We start from the raw sequence: 15,526 nt of genomic DNA, 5'->3' as shown, positions 1-15,526 counted from the left end.
GGACTTGAGCGCGTGGATGGCGTGTCGCTGGGCTCGGTGGGCGCTCACGGCGTCGGCGACCGTACGGCGCCGGAACCGGACGGACTGGCCGGGTCTGGCCTGCCCGAGCGCGGACAGACCCGTGGCCGTCACCACCGCGAGCACCGGGTATCCGGCGGTGACACCGCGGCCGCGGTGGAGGACGAGCAGTTCGTCGCCCGCGGGCACCTCGACCGCGCCGACGGGCACCCCCCGGGAGAGCGGTTCGCCGCTCGTCATCCGCCGTGGCACAGCGCCGCTCAGGCGCAGCCCGATGTGGTTGCTCCGCGGGGTCACGGTGAACGCCGACCGGAACAGCCGCTCGGCGGTGTCGCCGAATTCCTCCAGGTCGGGGCCGTCGGTCACATCGACGGTCCAGGAGTCGCCGAAGCGAGCCATGGGCGCGTTCAGCCGGAACAGCGGTATCCGGAACACCGGGTGGTCGATCGGCGGGCAGTGCCTGCGCAAGGCCAGCTCATCGTCGCCGCGCAGGGTCCGTGCGAAGCCCAGGACGGTGTCGGGGGCGCAGCTGCCGAGCAGGGACGGGGTCTCCACCGAGCCGAGAACGGCCAGGTAGACCCGCAGGCCCAGCCGGATGCCCGTGATGGCGATGGTCTCCCCGGCGCGTACCGACACCGGCTCCCACTGGTCGCGCCGGACACCGCCCACGGTTACCTCGGCGGGCGCGCCGGTCACCGCGATGAGCACATCGGTGGAGGGCGTACAGCTGAAGTCCAGTGCGGTGATTTCGATCAGCGGCGCGCCCTCGTCGTTTCCGGCCAGCACATTGGCCACACGGGCTGAGTGCTGGTCGAGTGCTCCGTTGACCGGCAGGCCGTAGCGGGAGTGGCCGAAGCGGCCGAGGTCCTGCACGGTGGCGAGCCCCGCGCGGTGAACTGTCAGGGTGTCAGCCACGGGCTGCCGCCAGGGGGATGCCCGCGTGCTCGTCCCACTGCGCCGGGTCGATCGGCACGAACTGGAAGGTGTCACCGGGCCGGTACGGGGCCAGTGGCTCGGCGTCGAGGTCGAGGACGCGCAGCGGTGTACGGCCCAGCAGCGGCCACCCGCCGGGCGACGGCATGGGCGAGACGACGGCCTGCCGCCCGGCCACCGCGATCGAGCCGGGCACGACGCTGATACGTGGCGAGGCCAGCCGCGGGACGGGCCTCGGGAAGGCGGGGCCGTCCATCATCGGTGCCGCCGCCGGGGCTCCGAGGCAGCGTACGGTGAGCGGGGCCGCGGAGTGCAATGCCACCACCTCTTGCTCGGTCAGCCCCAACTGCCCGGCGACCAGGGGGAGATCGGGGCCATGGTCACCGCCGTACACCACCGGCACCACGAAGCGCCGGGAGGGTGCCGCCGGAAGGGAGCGCTCGCCGAGCCGGTCGGCCTCGTGGCGCAGGGCACGCCGTACCGTCGTGTGATCGGTGTGGAAGCAGTCGAACTCGATCAGCAGCGAGTCGTAGGTGGGCACGATGCCGTACACCCCGCCGGGCCGGGCCGCCTCGAACGCGTCGGCCAGGGCGTGCACGGTGTGCCATGCGCGAGCGGGGTTCCCGCCCACGGCCTTGACCACGACGGCCGAGTCACCGCAGTCCGCGATCAGGATGTCGCCGCCCATCTCAGGCGCCCACACCGGTCTTGGCGTCGCCGGTCTTGGCGTCGCCGGTCTTGGCATAGCCTGTTTTGGCGTCGCCGGTCTTGGCGTCCAGGACGTCGGCCAGCGGGGCGATCCGCACTCCGGCGGCGAGGAGTTCGCGGCGTATCCGGTGCGCGAGTGTGATGGCCCCGGGGGTGTCGCCGTGCAGCAGCACGGTGTCGCACTCGACCGGGAGGTCACGCCCGCCGACGGTGCGCACCACCCCTTCGGTGACCATCCGGACGGTCCGCTCGGCGATTTCGCCCGGGTCGTGGATCACCGCACCGGGTTCGCTCCTGGGCACCAGCGTGCCGTCGTCGCGGTAGGCCCGGTCGGCGATCCCGACGATGCCGACCCGCAGGCCACGGGCGCGCACGGCGTCGGCGAGGGCGCCGTCCTGGGCCAGGACGACCAGCGACCGGTCGAGCGACTCGACGGCGTCGGCCACCGCCCCCGCGTAGTCCGGCCGGGTCGCCACCAGGTTGCCGAGGCGGCCGTGCGGCGCGATATGGCGCACCCGGGTGTGGTGCGCTGTGGCGAACGCCCGCAGGGCCCCGATCTGGTACAGCGTGTCGGTCCGGACCTCGTCCGGGGTCAGGTCCATCGCCCGGCGGCCGAAGCCGACGAGATCGGGAAAGCTGGGGTGTGCGCCCACGGCGACACCGCGCCGGACACAGTGGCGGACGGTCGCGTCCATGATCCGCGGGTCTCCCGCGTGGAATCCGCATGCGATATTGGCCGATGTCAGCACGTCCAGCAGCGCTTCATCGTCGCCCATTGTGTAGGCGCCGAACCCCTCGCCCAGATCTGCCACGAGATCGACCATGTGCTTCATGACGTCCTCCAGACAATGGAAGAAAAAGGCGACATCGCCGCTTCCTCGTTTTCGGCTCCGTGGACCGGCTGGTCCGCGCCCGCTCCCGGCTCGCGTTCACAGCGTTAACTGGGTCGTCGGCATTTCCGCGGTCGTCGGCATTCCCACGGTCGCCGCGGAAATGACACGGTTTCCCGCGGTCGAGCGGCCCCGGAATCCGTGTTTCAGTGAACCTAATCCCACTGTCGGGTGGCGGCAAATACACGTTCGATCTGACGTAATCACCGCTGGATATGACCTGGCCCTCACGCGCCACCGTCCGCCGGACGCCGTGGGCCTACCATGAGACTCCGCTGAGGCTGGAGGCCCATCCATGGACACCAGGCGTCTGTACTCGTTCGTGAAGATCGTCGACGCCGGGAGCATCACGCGCGCGGCCGACATCCTGCATATCGCCCAGCCCGCGCTCAGCCAGCAACTCTCCATGCTGGAAGCCCAGTTCAAACAGCAACTGCTGATCCGCAGCAAACGCGGGGTGGCGCCCACCGAGGCGGGACGGGCGCTGTACCGGCACGCGCAGCTCATCCTGCGCCAGGTCGATCTGGCACATGCGGCGGTCGATGTCTCAGGACGGAGCCCGGCCGGCAGTGTCTCGGTGGGCCTGGCCCCGTACAGCATGGGCGCGGCGCTCGCGCTTCCCCTGCTCAGGAGCGTGCGCGAGCGCTACCCCGACATCCTGCTGCACATCAACGAGAACTTCGGCGGGGTCATCAGCGAAGCGATCATGACCGGCCGGATGGACATGGCCTTCATCTACGGGGCCGGTCCGCTCCGGGGAGTGCAGTTCGAGCCGCTGCGCACCGAGGATCTGTTTCTGATCGCCGCCCCGGGTGCGGACATCCCGGGCGGGGAGGGTGAGGTGGCACTGAAGGAGCTGGTCGGCGTCGGTCTGCTGCTGCCCAGCCGTATTCACACCATCCGCCAGGTGGTGGAAGCCGCGTTCCAGCAGGCGTCGCTCCAGCCCCGGGTGATCGGTGAGCTCGAATCGGTCCTGACCCTCGTCAGCGCCGTGGGCGCGGACCTCGGGGCGACGGTGCTGCCCTGGTCGGCGGCGCGCGCCATCCTCGATGTGCGGAACCTGGAGGTACGGCGGATCGTCGAGCCCGCCATCCAGGTCAAGCTCTCCCTCTGCACCTCCGACCATCAGCCGCTGTCGGAGCCCGCCCATGCCGTGCACGACCTGTTCCACGAGCTGATCACCGACTTCGGCTAGCCCGCCTCGCGTTCACCCACCCGGGGGCGGTCCGCTGGTGCCCCGTACCGTCAGCTTGGGGTCCAGCACCGCCTCCCTCGGCTCCGCCACGGCGTTCTCCAGCCGCTCCACGGCGAACCGCACCGCGTACTCGGCCATGAGCACGGCGTCCTGGCGGACCGTGGTCAGGCCGATCGGCATCAGATGGGAGAGGTGACTGTCGTCGTAGCCCACGACCGACAGATCGCGCGGAACCTCGACGCCCGCCTGCGCCAGGGTCATCAACAGCCCCATCGCGCAACGGTCGTTGCCCGCGAGGACCGCCGTCGGCAGGGGCCGGCCGTGGTCGCGCTCGGCCAGCAGCAGCCGCCCCGCGTCGATGCCCGACTGCTCGGTGTGCTCACCCGGGATCACCCGTAGCTCGGGCTCCAGGCCGTGGCGGCGCATCGCGGCCTGATAGGCGCGGCGGCGCTCGGCCGAGCCCGGTCCACGGCCGCCGTCGATGTGCACGATCCCGCGGTGGCCCAGCTCGACGAGGTGCTCCATGGCCTGCCGTACGCCCTTGCCCTCGGCCGTGTGCACGCTGTCGACGCGGGCGTGGGGAACCCGGCGGCCGACGGAGACGGCGACCGTACGGTGTCCCAGTGCGTCGATGTCCGCGGGCTGTGCGTCGGGACCGAGCAGGATCACCGCCTCGCAGCGGTGGCCGAGCAGTGCCTCGACGGCCTTGGCCTCGCCACGCCCCTGAGCGGTCGCGGAGAGCAGGACGTCATAGCCGAGCCGCTCGGCCTCGCGGTAGATGCCCTCGACGAGGTCGGCGTGAAAGGGCTGGTGCACGGTGAACATCACGCCGAGCGTGCGGCTGCGGCCACGGGCCAGCAGCCGGGCCGCGCTGTCGGGACGGTAGCCGATCTCGTCGGCGACGCGCAGCACCCGGTCGCGGGTCTGCGGGCTCGCCCCCGGCTGATCGCGGAAGACGATCGAGACCAGTGCCCGGGACACGCCCGCCTTCTCAGCGACGTCCGCCATGGTGGGCCGCTGCCTGCCCGATGTTTCCACCTGTGACCACCCTCCGACGCGGCCCAACCTTACGGGCAGTCGTGAAATCCCCCGGCAACAAGCTATTGACATGACATTCGGACAGCGGCCATCGTACTCGCCTAGAGCGCGCTAGTAGAGCGCGCTAGTCAACTCCGTTCTCCCCGATCCACGACCCCGTCCTCCTCCCCCTCCACAGAAGGACACGCCATGGCAACGGCGCCATCCCCTCTCCGCACCACCGCGGGCAACCTGTGCCTGGGCTCCGCCCCCGACTCCTGGGGCGTCTGGTTCCCCGAGGACGAGTACCAGGTGGCGTACACCCGCTTCCTCGACGAACTGGCCGCGGCCGGCTACCAGTGGCTGGAGCTCGGCCCGTACGGCTACCTGCCCACCGACCCGCGGCAGCTGAAGGCCGAGCTCGACGCGCGCGGTCTGCGGGTCTCCGGCGGCACCGCGTTCGGGGCGCTGCACCGCCCCGATGTCTGGGACGAGATGCTCGCCCACGTGCGTAAAGTGGCCGAGCTGACCGCCGCCGCGGGGGCTCACCACCTGGTCCTGATCCCGCCCATGTTCCGGGACGAGAAGACCGGTGACTACACCGAGCCGCCCGAGCTGACCGCGGAGCAGTGGGCGGGCTTCGGCCGGTCCGCCGACCGGCTGGGCAAGCTCCTGCTGGACGAGTACGACATACGTCTGGTGATCCACCCGCACGCCGACAGCCATATCCAGACCCAGCCGGAGATCGAGCGGCTGCTGAACGAGTCCGACGGCCGCTACACCAACCTCTGTCTGGACACCGGACACGTGGCCTACGGTGGCGGTGACAACCTCGATCTGATCCGCCGCTTCGGCGAGCGCGTCGGCTACGTCCACATCAAGCAGATGGATCCCACCGTGCTCGCCCAGGTGGCCGCCGAGAACCTCTCCTTCGGTGAGGCCGTCAAGCGCGGCGTGTGTGTCTCCCCGCCCGCGGGTGTGCCGAACCCGGCCGATGTGGTGGCCGAACTCACCGCACTCGACGCCGAGTTGTTCGTCATCGTCGAGCAGGATCTGTACCCGTGCGCTCCTGATGTGCCGCTGCCCATCGCCGTCAGCACCCGTGAGCACCTGGCCGGCTGCGGCCTCACCGGGACCCGACGCCCGACCCTCGACCGGTAGGAGGCGGCCATGGACGTCAGGGACGACGCGACACGGGCCTCCATCCCGGCCACCGCCATCACCGGCCCCGCGCCGCCGGCGGTCTCCCGGCGGCTGCGCATCATCACCGTCGTCGCCACCTTCGGCGGTCTGCTCTTCGGCTACGACACCGGTGTCATCAACGGCGCGCTGCCGTACATGACCGACGACCTGGGCCTCACGGCGGTCACCGAGGGCATGGTCACCAGCTCACTGCTCCTCGGTGCCGCGCTCGGCGCGATCACCGGCGGGCGGCTGTCGGACGCACGCGGACGGCGGCGCACCATTCTCACGCTGGCCGTGCTGTTCTTCATCGGCGCGCTGGGCTGCACCCTCGCCCCGACCACCGCGATCATGATCGTGGCGCGGTTCGTCCTCGGTCTCGCGGTCGGCGGTGCGTCGGTGACCGTGCCGGTCTACCTCGCGGAGATCTCGCCCGCGGAGCGGCGCGGTGCCCTGGTCACCCGCAATGAGCTGATGATTGTGAGCGGTCAGCTGCTGGCCTTCACCTCCAATGCGATCATCGCCCAGGTGGGCGGCGAGTCGGGCGGCATCTGGCGCTGGATGCTCGTGCTGGCCACGCTTCCGGCCGTCGTGCTGTGGTTCGGCATGCTGGTGATGCCGGAGAGCCCGCGCTGGCTGGCCTCCCAGAGCCGCTTCGCCGACGCGCTCGATGTGCTCAAGCAGGTCCGCTCCCAGCAGCGGGCCGAGGCCGAACTGAGCGAGGTGTCCGCGCTCGCCATCAAGGAGGAGCAGGAGAAGCTCGGTGGCTGGCAGGACATGAAGGCCACGCCATGGGTGCGCAAGCTGATGTTCGTCGGCTTCGGCATCGCGATCGTGCAGCAGATCACCGGCGTCAACACGATCATGTACTACGGCACGCAGATCCTCACCGACGCCGGCTTCGCCTCGGACAGCGCGCTGACGGCGAACATCGCCAACGGCGTGATCTCAGTGCTGGCCACCTTCGTGGGCATCTGGCTGCTGGGCCGCGTCAACCGCCGCCCGATGCTGATGACCGGGCAGCTCGGCACCACCACCGCCCTGCTGCTGATCGGTGTCTTCTCGCTGGTGCTGCCCTCGGGCGACGCCCGGGCGTACGCCGTGCTCGCCATGACCATCACCTTCCTCGCCTTCCAGCAGGGCGCGATCTCCCCGGTGACCTGGCTGATGCTCTCGGAGATCTTCCCCATGCGGATGCGTGGCTTCGGGATGGGTGTGGCGGCCGTGGTGCTGTGGCTGACCAACTTCGTGATCGGGCTGGTCTTCCCGTCCCTGGTCTCCGGGATCGGGATCTCCAACACCTTCTTCCTCTTCGTGGTGGCGGGCCTGCTCTCGCTCACCTTCGTCAAGCTCTATGTCCCCGAGACCAAGGGCCGCACGCTCGAAGTGCTCGAAGCCGAGCTCCGGACGCGCTTCTCCTGACCCCGCTCTCCAAGGAATCCCACCATGACCGTACATGTAGGTGTGATCGGTGCCGGAATGATCGGCCAGGACCACATCCGGCGGCTCACCGAGGTCATCACCGGTGCCGCGGTCACCGCCGTGACCGATATCGACCAGGCCCGCGCCACCGAGGTGGCCTCCCGTATCGGCGCCGCCGCGCTGCCCACAGGGAGGGACCTGATCCACTCCCCCGACGTGGACGCCGTCCTCGTCACCTCCTGGGGCCCCACCCACGCGGAGCACGTTCTCGACGCCATCGCGGTGGGCAAGCCGGTGTTCTGCGAGAAGCCGCTCGCCACCACCGCCGAGGACTGTCTGCGCATCGTGGAGGCCGAGCGCGCCCATGGCCGCCGCCTCGTGCAGGTCGGTTTCATGCGCCGCTTCGACGCCGGGTACCGCCAGATGAAGGACGTGCTCACCTCGGGCGCCGTCGGCACTCCGCTCATCGTGCACTGCGCACACCGCAACCCGACCGTGCCGGACTCCTACGTCTCCGCGATGGCGGCCCAGGACACGGCCGTCCATGAGATCGACGTACTGCGCTGGCTGCTCGACGACGAGATCAGCTCCGTCCAGGTGATCACCCCGCGCGCCACCGGCAAGCGGTTCAGCCATCTCAAGGACCCTCAGATCATGCTCTTCGAAACGGCGAACGGTGTCCGCATCGATCTGGAGGTCTTCGTCAACTGCCAGTACGGCTACGACATCCAGTGCGAGACCGTGGGCGAGGACGGCCTGGTCAGGCTGCCGGACCCGGCGGCCGTCGGCATCCGCGCCGCCGGCCGGCACGGCACCGCCGTGCTCCAGGACTGGAAGGGCCGGTTCGGCGATGCCTTCGACACCGAGTTCCGCGAGTGGATCGCCTCGGTCGCGGCGGGCGCCGAACCCACCGGCCCGTCCTCCTGGGACGGCTACGCCGCCACCGTCATCACCGATGCCGCCGTCCAGTCCCTGGAGTCGGGCGGCCAGATCATCACCGTCGACATGAAGCCCCGACCCGCGTGCTACGGAGCCACCTCGTGAAGATCGCACTCGACCCCTATATGCTCCGCGCGCTGCCGCTCGACGAGATGGTGCGCACGGTCGCCGAACTCGGCTATGAATACATCGAGTTGTCCCCGCGCGACGACTTCATGCCGTTCTTCCTCCACCCACGGGCGGACGACGAGCGCGTCGCGGAACTGAAGCGGGCCCTGCGCACGCACGGTGTCCAGCTCTCCTCCGTGCTGCCGCTGTACAAGTGGTCCTCGCCCGACGAGACCGAGCGGCAGACCGCCGTCCGCTACTGGAAGCGGATGATCGAGATCACCGCGGACCTCGGATGCCCGCTGATGAACTCGGAGTTCAACGGCCGCCCCGAGCGCGCCGCCGAGAGCGAGGCCGCCTTCTGGCGCTCGCTGGAGGAACTGCTGCCGCTCTTCGAACGCGAGGGCATCGCGCTCAACCTCGAGGCCCACCCGGACGACTTCTGCGAGGAGAACACCCCCGCGGTCGACCTGGTCCGCGCCATCAACAAGCCGTGGGTGAACTACCTCTACTGCGCTCCGCACACCTTCCACCTCTCCGGTGCCGAGCCGACGGCGGACATCGCGGCGATGATGCGCTACGCGGGCGACAAGCTCCAGCATGTGCACATCGCGGACTCCTTCAACCACAAGGGCTCCTCCGGGCTGCGTTACATCCTCAACCCACCCGGCACCCCCGCCCGCATCCATCAGCACCTGGACATCGGCCAGGGCGAGGTCGACTGGGACACCTTCTTCGGCACCCTCCGCGAGCTGAACTTCGATGGTGTCGCCACCTCGTGCGTCTTCGCCTGGGAGGAACGGGCGCGGGAGTCCTCCGCCTTCATGCTGAACCGCATCCGCAAGGAGCTCGCGGCGTGAGACACGGCGGCCGGGCCCGGGTGGCGATCCGCTCGGGCCCGGCCGCCGCCACCTCGGGGCCGGGACGTTGCGGCACGGCACGGAGATCCTGCGGCTGCCGGGCCGGAACCTCGACAACACGGCCACCTGGGAGATCCTCGGCGCTTCCGGCCTGGAGTAGGCGGGCGGTTCAGCCGCGCAGCGCCCGCAAGTGGGCGCTTCGGACGTCCGCGGTCTGACCCTGCACCACCAGGAACAGGCCCTCCCGGGCCAGCCGTTGGGCGGGGCTGCCGAGGCCGAAGGCCCGGCCGCCGCCCGCGACGATCGCCGCGGTGGTGGCGGCGCGCAGCACGTCGTAGGCCCGGGTCTTCACCGCGAGCCGGTCCGCCAGGCGCTCGCCCGGGGGAACCTCGTCCACCAGCGCGTACGCCTCCTGGCGCACCGCGCGCAGCCGCTCGCCCAGCACCTGCGCCGTCTCCTTCGCCTCCGCGTCCCCGGCGGCGTCCAACAGGTCCAGGGCGGCACCGGCCACGCCGAACACGGCCGGGTTGGGGTTGGTGTTCTTCGGCCGGTCCGCGACCGCCCACTCCTCGTAGGGACGGCTCCAGACCACCGCGTCCTCGGGCACCACCAAGCCGTCCAGTTCCAGGCCGACCGTACGAGTGCCGGTCAGCGCGGCGAGTTCGAGCTGCGGCGTGGGCCGCAGACCGGGCTGCTCACGGGCGTCGGCGAAGGCGAACAGCGCCTCGCCGTCGTCGGTGACCCCGGCGAGCAGCATCACATCGTTCAGGCCCCAGCCGGTGTACCACGGCACCCGGCCGTCGAAGCGCCTGCCGCCCTGGACCCGGGTGACCCGCACCGGTGTGCGGGGGAAGGCCCGCAAATGGGAGAAGGCGATACCGGACAGCAGCGTCCCGTCGCACAGCGGCCGCAGCAGCCGCTCACGCGCCGGGGAGTCGGAGGCGGCGAGCATCCTGACCGGGCTGTGGTGCTGGGCCTGGACGAAGTAGGTGGAGCAGCACGCCCCGGCGAGGATTTCGGCGATCTCGCGGGCCACCGCGTCCGGCGCCTGCGCCCCGCCGTACGCCACCGGGCCACTCACCCCGAGCACCCCGGACCCCTTCACCTCGCCGATCGCGGCCGGGGAAACGCCCTCGCGGTCGGCGGCCTCGGCGCCGGGCGCCAGCACCTCGTGGGCCAGGCGCCGGGCCGCCTCGATCAGCGTGGAGGCCGGGGCGGTCATGACCGCTCCTGAGCGTCGGGGGACGCCAGACCGGCCAGCAGCAGGCGCATGCCGCGGTGGAAGTGGGAGTCCCAGTCGTCCTCCTCCAGGAGCGGGAAGTGGCCGGCGAGGGTGGGGTATTCGTCGATGTGGGCGCGGATGTGGGCGTCCACGGCCGAGCGGGTCGCCGCCTCGTCGGAGCGCTGCTGCCACACCGCTTCGGAGGAGGCGGAGCCGATCACATAGTGGGTGATGGTGGCCGCGGCGGACGACAGGTGGACCCCTTCGAAGCCGCCGGTGGTGAGCGCGGTGTAGGCGAACTCCGAGCAGTGCAGGGCGTTGGGCCCCATGAGAGGCCGGGAGTTGGCCAGGGCCGCGGCCCACGGGTGGCGCAGCAGGACCGAGCGCAGGCCGGTCATGAACGCCTCGATGTCCTCCTGCCATGCGGCGCTGTGCCGCTCGGGGAGGTCGAGTTCGGCGAAGACCGCGTCGAGAGCGAGGCGGGCGCTCAGTGGCGGCTCCGTCTCGGTCGGAAGCCGCTGACCTTCCTGTGGCCCCTGCGGGCAGGATCGCCGCCGTGCGCCGCGCCTGCGGGCGAGGCTGGCCCTGGCACGGAACAGCCATCAGCGCCAAGGAATGATCTCGGCAGTGCGCGGACTCCTCCTGCTCAACGCAACGACCCCGGATGGAGTGGGTCCGGGGTCGTGTGATCTGCCCCCGCACGGAGGTCATGCCGCTCCACCCCATGACCACAGGATGGAGCGGGGTCGACAGGACTCGGCGAGCCATACGGCCGAGTACCACCCGCGCGCAGATCCGGGGACGCCTTGGCTTATGCGAGCGCAGCGCGCGGACGCGAAGAAGCTGACGGCGTACCCGGCCGGGCACGTCGCGCACAAAGAACGCAGGTTCGAGCAGGTGCTGGTGGAACTGCCGGCACGGTGCCCGGCCCTCGCGCTGCGGGCGGTGGACAGGCGGCCGGGGAGCATATGGACGGGTGAGGTCAGATGTTGGGTTCGGAGACGTAGGTGAACGTTGTGGTGGAGGTGGAGCCGGGGCCGGTGATGGTGACGTTGATGGTGCCTTCGGTGCCGCTGGGCGGGGTGGTGGCGGTCAGGGTGGTGTCGGAGATGACCGCGAAGGGTGCCGGGGTGCCGTTGAAGGTGACCTGGTCGGTATCGGCCAGGCCGGTGCCGGTGATGGTCACTTCGGTGCCGCCGGTGGCCGGTCCGGTGTTGGGACTGATGCCGGTGACGGTGGACGGGGCGAGGTAGGTGTAGGACAGGCCGTCGGTGGTCCCGCCGGGGGTGATAACGGTGACGGCGTTGCCGCCCGGCGCCGGGGCACCGGCGGCCCTGACGGTGATCTGGGTGTCGGAGACGGTTTGGATGACGGCGCGGGTGGGGCCGAAGTACACGTCGATGGCTCCGGCGAGGTTGCGGCCGGTGATGACGATCTCCTGATCGCTGCCTGCGACGGGGCCCGCGGCGGGGCTGATGCCGGTCAGGGCGGGGAAGGGGCTGTAGTAGAAGTATCCGAGGGTGCCGGTGCCGCCCGGGGTGGTGACCGTCACGGGGACGGCACCGGATCCGGCTGGTGTGATGACGGTCAGCGAGGTCGCTGTGTTGGCGGTGATGACGGCCTGGGCGGTGCCGAAGTGCACGGCGGTGGCGTTGGCCAGGTGGTGCCCGGTGAGAGTCACGGTGGTCCGGCCTCCGGTGGACCCTTGGTCGGGGATCACGGTTGTTGCCATGTCGCTGACAGTGCCCGCGAGCGTGTTGGTCACGTAGGCGTGTGTCCCGTCGGGGAAGACCGCGATGGCCGTGGGGCCGTCTCCCACGCCGATATTCTCGACGACGGTGTTGGTTGCGGTGTCGATCACACTCACCGTGTCCGGGCCGGAGTTCGCCACGTACACATGGGTACCGTCCGGGCTCAATGCCACGAAGCGCGGCTGTGCGCTGACGCCGATGGTGGCAGTGACGGCGCCGATAGCGGTGTCGATCACGCTCACCGTGGAGCTGCCGGCGTTCGTGACGTAGACGTGGGCCCCGTCCGGGGTGACCGCCAGCAGGATGGGGACGTCGCCGGCGGTGATCGTGGCAGTGACGTTGTTCGTGGCGGTGTCGATCACGTAGACGGCACCCGAGAAGCACGCCACATAGGCGCGGGTCCCGTCCGGGGTGATGATCACGCCGGTCGGCCCGGTCCCGACGGTGATGGTGTCGGTGACGGTGTTGGTGGCGGTGTCGATCACACTCACCGTGTTCGTGGTCTGCCGCGTCACGTAGGCGCGGGTGCCGTCCGGGGTGAGCGCTACGATCGTCGCTCCCGCCCCTACGGCGATGTCCGCGATGATGGCGTTGGAGACGGTGTCGATCACGCTGACGAGACCGTCGTCGTAGATGGTGAGATACGCCCGGGTGCCGTCCGGACTGATCGCCGGGAAGGTGGGGCCCGCCCCCGTGGCGATGGTGTCGGTGACGGTGTCGGTGGCCGTGTCGATCACACTCACGGTGTTCGAGTCCCGGTTGGCCACATACGCACGGGCCGCACCGGGCGTGAGGGCGACTCCCTCGGGTGTGTCACCCACGGGAATGGCGGTCCCTGCCGCGAACGCGGCACTCAACCCGGAGCCGCGGGTCTGGGCAGGCAGCGGCGAAAGCGATGCAAGGGTGAACATGACACTCCCTGAGGTAGGCGGGACGTACCGCCGTTTGCTGCTGGTGACAGGGCCCTTACCGGCACCCTCCGTGCGCGCGGACCGCGACCGTGCGGCCCGCCGGCGGGACAGGAGGCTGCTGTCCGGCTTCCCGGGCTCGGATTCCCGGGCTGGCGAGGTACTGGAAGGGGGGCCGCGGCGGTGGCGCTGCTAGCGGTGTTGGTGACGGTGATGTCGGCCGGGCCGGGCTGCCCGTCCGCGGTGGGCGGGGAGACAGCGGAGACGGTGGTGTCGTTGACGACGGTGAACGGGGCCGCGATGCCGCCGAAGGTGACCGACTGGGTGGTGCCCAGGCCGGTGCCTGTGATGGTCACTGCCGTGCCGCCGGAGGCCGGGCCCGAGGTGGGGGCGAAGCCGGTGACGGTGGGCACATCCACGTAGGTGTGGGACAGGCCGTTGTTGGTGCCGCCCGCGGTGGTCACGCTGACCCCGACGGACCCGGCGGCGGCGCCTGCGGGCACGGCGGCGGTGATGGTGCTGTCGCTGACGACGGTCGGCGTCGCGGTGTTGGCGCCGAAGTGCACCGTGTTCGCGGCCGACAGCCCGGTGCCGGTGATGGTGACGGTGTTGCCGCCCGCGAGCCGCCCGGAGGTGGCGCTCAGGCCCGACTTGAACAGTGCGCCGGCATAGAAGAAGTTGAGCAGGTTGCTGGTGGCGCCCGGCGTGGTCACCGGCACCGGCACCCCGCCGGTGCCGGACGGGGTGGTGACGGTGACCGGGGTGGGCGTGTTGGCGGTGATGGTGGCGTTCTTGCTGCCGAATTTCACTGCCGTAGCGCCACCGAGGTTGTTCCCGGTGATGGTGACGGTCTGCCCACCGCCGCTCGACCCTGAGTTGGGGGCGATGGGCATGATAATCCTCCTTGGATGAGGTGATCAGCCGCGAAAAGGGCGTCCCTGGCCGGAATACGGCCCGATCGCGGTGTGCACCTGCCGTCCGGGCGCTGCCGGAAGCACGGAGGTTTGGATGCGGGCCGGCGCCGGGAGGCCGGTGGCTGGTTCGACCGGAACGGGTGGTCTCGCCGTTCTGACGGGTGCCTGGCTGATCATCGTTGGTTGGCAGGTCATTCACCCGCCGGGAGAGTCCCCCATGTGTGCCACCGCTACCGATGGCTGACCGGTGACAACGGCAGGCCGAGCGCACTCCCCCGGAGAGGATGGGCGACCTACCGGACTGGACGGTTCCAGTAACCCAGTGGAGGGATCCGGCGGCAATGGCCTTGACGCGCATGTCACCCGATCGGCCGGGCGCACGCCCGAGCGTGACGAGCAGAACGCGGCGTCAGGCCGGGTCTCCATCCTCAGCCGCTCTCCATGAACCCGACAGTCCATCTCCCGGCTCGCACGGTGCCGTCGGACGCCCCGGCCCATCGGAGGCCAACCTCGCAGTGGGCGAACTCCGCCTGAGGACTCAGGAGATGAAGGAAATGCCGATGCCCGGAGCGCCCGCGGGCCTTCGCGGTGTGGAGCGCGGTCGCCTCCGTCGGCATGGCGGCGGGGCCCCTGCTCGGTGGTGCCCTGGTGGACGCGTGGAGCTGGGCGGGGGTCTTCCTGATCAACGTCCCCGCGGTGGCGGTGGCCCTGTTCGGGGTCGTACGGCTGGTGCCCGAGACCCGGGCGGCCGACGGCCGGGGGCTGGATCCGTACGGCACCGTCCTGGTCACCGTGGGCATGACCGGCCTGGTGTGGGCACTGATCGAGGCCCCGGCGCACGGGTACACCGCGCCCGCGGTGGTGGCCGGGGCGGCGGTGGCGGTGTCGGCGCTGGTCGGCTTCGGCGTACGGCAGCGCCGACACCGCGACGCCGATGGTCGATCTGCGGCTCTACCGCGACCGGCGGTTCTCCGGGGCCGGTTTCGCGGTGGCGGTGATGACGATCGCCACCGGCAGCACCCTCTTCGTCCTGAGCCAGTATCTGCAACTGGTGCTCGGCTACAGCGCGTTCGAGACCGGGCTCACCGCGGTGCCACTCGCGGCGGGGGTCGTCGCGGGCTCGGCGGTGGGTGGCCGGGCCCCGGCCAGATTCGGGCCGCGGTCCTGCATCGTCGCCGGATTCACCGTCACCGCGGCCGGATTCGCGGTGCTGGCCTCGCTCTCCGAGAGCAGCGGCTCCGCGGCGGTGTCCATCGGGCTGGGGCTGGCGGGCCTCGGATCCGGTATCGCGGGGCCCTCGGCGACCAGCACGGTCCTGGGGGCGGTGCCGCCCGAGCGGGCCGGTATGGGCTCCGCGCTCAACGACACCCACCAGCAACTCGGCATCGCCCTGGGCGTGGCCGGGCTGGGCAGCCTGCTCGCCACCGTCTACCGGGGCAAGCTGCCGGACGGTCTGCCC

At 70.7% G+C, this 15,526-nt stretch carries 13 protein-coding genes and 2 pseudogenes; 7 read left to right on the top strand and 8 right to left on the bottom strand.

From position 1 onward, the window contains the following. The 3 genes from GWI24_RS26395 to GWI24_RS26385 all read right to left on the bottom strand — a co-directional run. Positions 1-933 (bottom strand): biotin-dependent carboxyltransferase family protein (locus GWI24_RS26395; RefSeq protein WP_210948401.1); only part of this gene is annotated, 933 nt, incomplete at its 3' end. Continuing rightward, on the bottom strand, positions 926-1,639 hold the full coding sequence (locus GWI24_RS26390) for an allophanate hydrolase subunit 1 (RefSeq protein ID WP_210948400.1): 714 nt from the start codon (positions 1,637-1,639) through the stop codon (positions 926-928). The genes GWI24_RS26390 and GWI24_RS26395, both read right to left, overlap by 8 nt. A gap of 1 nt (position 1,640) precedes the next feature. Next, positions 1,641-2,492, bottom strand: coding sequence for a LamB/YcsF family protein (locus GWI24_RS26385; protein ID WP_210948399.1), 852 nt, complete (start codon positions 2,490-2,492; stop codon positions 1,641-1,643). A gap of 352 nt (positions 2,493-2,844) precedes the next feature. On the opposite strand from GWI24_RS26385, the gene nac reads away from it, so the two are divergent. Beyond that, the gene (gene nac, locus GWI24_RS26380) at positions 2,845-3,744 is read left to right on the top strand and encodes a nitrogen assimilation transcriptional regulator NAC (RefSeq protein ID WP_210948398.1); all 900 of its coding nucleotides are present in this window, start codon (positions 2,845-2,847) and stop codon (positions 3,742-3,744) included. A gap of 12 nt (positions 3,745-3,756) precedes the next feature. Here the strand turns inward: nac and GWI24_RS26375 are convergent, their stop codons facing one another. Next, a complete protein-coding gene (locus GWI24_RS26375) occupies positions 3,757-4,752 on the bottom strand; it encodes a LacI family DNA-binding transcriptional regulator (RefSeq protein WP_210948397.1) in 996 nt (331 codons plus the stop codon). Positions 4,753-4,971: 219 nt separating this feature from the next. Between GWI24_RS26375 and GWI24_RS26370 the strand changes: the two genes are divergently transcribed. The 4 genes from GWI24_RS26370 to GWI24_RS26355 are packed head-to-tail and all read left to right on the top strand — an operon-like array spanning position 4,972 to position 9,272. Continuing rightward, positions 4,972-5,922: a TIM barrel protein gene (locus GWI24_RS26370; RefSeq protein WP_210948396.1), complete on the top strand. Its 951-nt coding sequence runs from the start codon at positions 4,972-4,974 to the stop codon at positions 5,920-5,922. 9 nt (positions 5,923-5,931) lie between these two features. Further along, complete coding sequence (locus tag GWI24_RS26365) at positions 5,932-7,365, top strand: sugar porter family MFS transporter (RefSeq protein ID WP_210948395.1); 1,434 nt, start codon at positions 5,932-5,934, stop codon at positions 7,363-7,365. Between the two features lie 24 nt (positions 7,366-7,389). Next, complete coding sequence (locus GWI24_RS26360; protein ID WP_210948394.1) at positions 7,390-8,409, top strand: Gfo/Idh/MocA family protein; 1,020 nt, start codon at positions 7,390-7,392, stop codon at positions 8,407-8,409. Beyond that, the gene (locus GWI24_RS26355) at positions 8,406-9,272 is read left to right on the top strand and encodes a sugar phosphate isomerase/epimerase family protein (protein ID WP_210948393.1); all 867 of its coding nucleotides are present in this window, start codon (positions 8,406-8,408) and stop codon (positions 9,270-9,272) included. Before GWI24_RS26360 ends, GWI24_RS26355 begins: the two co-directional genes overlap by 4 nt. A 169-nt stretch (positions 9,273-9,441) precedes the next feature. On the opposite strand, the gene GWI24_RS26350 is transcribed toward GWI24_RS26355, so the two are convergent. The 4 genes and pseudogenes from GWI24_RS26350 to GWI24_RS26335 form a co-directional block, all read right to left on the bottom strand. Further along, positions 9,442-10,494 carry an acyl-CoA dehydrogenase family protein gene (locus tag GWI24_RS26350; protein WP_210948392.1) on the bottom strand — a complete coding sequence of 351 codons (1,053 nt, stop codon included), beginning with the start codon at positions 10,492-10,494 and terminating at the stop codon, positions 9,442-9,444. After that, positions 10,491-10,985 carry a TetR/AcrR family transcriptional regulator C-terminal domain-containing protein gene (locus GWI24_RS26345; protein WP_281790590.1) on the bottom strand — a complete coding sequence of 165 codons (495 nt, stop codon included), beginning with the start codon at positions 10,983-10,985 and terminating at the stop codon, positions 10,491-10,493. Before GWI24_RS26345 ends, GWI24_RS26350 begins: the two co-directional genes overlap by 4 nt. Positions 10,986-11,476: 491 nt before the next feature. Next, a complete protein-coding gene (locus GWI24_RS26340; protein ID WP_308344036.1) occupies positions 11,477-13,066 on the bottom strand; it encodes an IPT/TIG domain-containing protein in 1,590 nt (529 codons plus the stop codon). 229 nt (positions 13,067-13,295) lie between these two features. Next, positions 13,296-14,046, bottom strand: a pseudogene (locus GWI24_RS26335) (IPT/TIG domain-containing protein); the annotation flags it as partial. Positions 14,047-14,682: 636 nt separating this feature from the next. Between GWI24_RS26335 and GWI24_RS45570 the strand changes: the two are divergent. Both GWI24_RS45570 and GWI24_RS45565 read left to right on the top strand, forming a co-directional pair. Then, positions 14,683-14,799, top strand: a pseudogene (locus tag GWI24_RS45570) (hypothetical protein); the annotation flags it as partial. A gap of 202 nt (positions 14,800-15,001) precedes the next feature. Further along, a partial coding sequence (locus tag GWI24_RS45565; protein WP_247616912.1) for an MFS transporter occupies positions 15,002-15,526 on the top strand: 525 nt, incomplete at its 3' end.

Source organism: Streptomyces sp. MK37H (genome assembly GCF_018035285.1).
GTDB lineage: Bacteria > Actinomycetota > Actinomycetes > Streptomycetales > Streptomycetaceae > Streptomyces > Streptomyces endocoffeicus.
The sequence above is the reverse complement of the archived record's forward strand: the minus strand, read 5'-3'. Positions and strand labels throughout refer to the sequence as shown.